This is a genomic window from Streptomyces sp. NPDC046876 (assembly GCF_040645035.1).
In the GTDB taxonomy this organism is placed as follows: domain Bacteria; phylum Actinomycetota; class Actinomycetes; order Streptomycetales; family Streptomycetaceae; genus Streptomyces.
Genome location: NZ_JBEYXK010000249.1, coordinates 1 through 1103, shown reverse-complemented (window position 1 = coordinate 1103; position 1103 = coordinate 1). Strand labels below are relative to the sequence as shown.

Here is a 1103-nt window from a genome sequence, read left to right as displayed (position 1 = left end):
GATGTTTTCATACCCGGAGCACCTTCGGGTTCGACACCGATCAGTTTTGTTTTTGGGCTAATGCCTTTTAAATAAGAACCAACCCCTGAAGCTAATCCCCCTCCGCCAATTGCAATGCTAGAAGACATTGCAGCATTAACGGGCGCAGAAGTGATTACAGAGTGTCAGACTTCTCCATCAGAATAAACATAAAACCCAATTTTTAATTTTTAGGGTTTGTACTTTTTTCTTCAAATGATTCAAAACCGGCTAATCTATCAACACAATTTGGACAAACACCGCATGGAGTTGTACTATTTGCTTGGCAAGAGTACGTTTGTGCTATAGGAACATTCAATTCAATTCCCAGCTTAATGACATCAGCTTTAGAAAAGTCTCTAAAAGGCATTTCGATTTGCACAGTACCGTATTCAGTTAACATTTCAGACAATTGATCAAAGAACTCTTTTGAACAATCGATTTCTTTAGCATGATTTGAATTAATAAATGCAGAATAAACTTCTCCTATGCCCAATGTCTGCGCAATTGATGAAGCCACAGATAAGAATAAAAGGTTCCTATAAGGTAGATATAAGTCTTCAGCACTGACTTTATCCAACCATAAATCGGGTTCTTTTATCATTCGAGATTCAGAATTCTTGAAGATATCCTCTATATTAATTACTTTTACATGAGAAAGTAATTCGGGAGGCAATACATTTGTTAATGTATTAAATTCAGTTTCAGCAAAATGCTGACCATATTTCAAGAATATAGGCAATACATTCTTGCTTTCAGCTAGTAATTTATACGCCAAGACAGTAGAATCTAATCCACCGGAAGCTAATAGTAACGCATCATACTCATCTTTCACTTCAGAATCTTTTCTTCCCAAGACATCGAACACTGTGTCAATTAACTCATTCATTGAATACACAACGTAATTTGCTGATTTTTTAAGGAAGAGATTCTTTACCTGTTTAAAAGGATCAAAAATAATTACAGGTTTTTCGCTTTTAGCCATATAGCCGATTTCTACATATATCTTTATTAGATAAGTTCGTATAGAGAGAAGTGGTTTCAATGTTGCTATGTCCTAGCTGATCTCGCAGAAGGACAATATT

Annotated in this window: 1 protein-coding gene; it reads right to left on the bottom strand. The window is 35.4% G+C overall.

Going from position 1 to position 1103, the window contains the following annotated elements; translation table 11 throughout:
• Window positions 1–202: 202 nt before the first annotated feature.
• Window positions 203–1003 carry a 7-cyano-7-deazaguanine synthase gene (locus ABZ924_RS38785; protein ID WP_361920469.1) on the bottom strand — a complete coding sequence of 267 codons (801 nt, stop codon included), beginning with the start codon at window positions 1001–1003 and terminating at the stop codon, window positions 203–205.
• Window positions 1004–1103 lie beyond the last annotated feature (100 nt).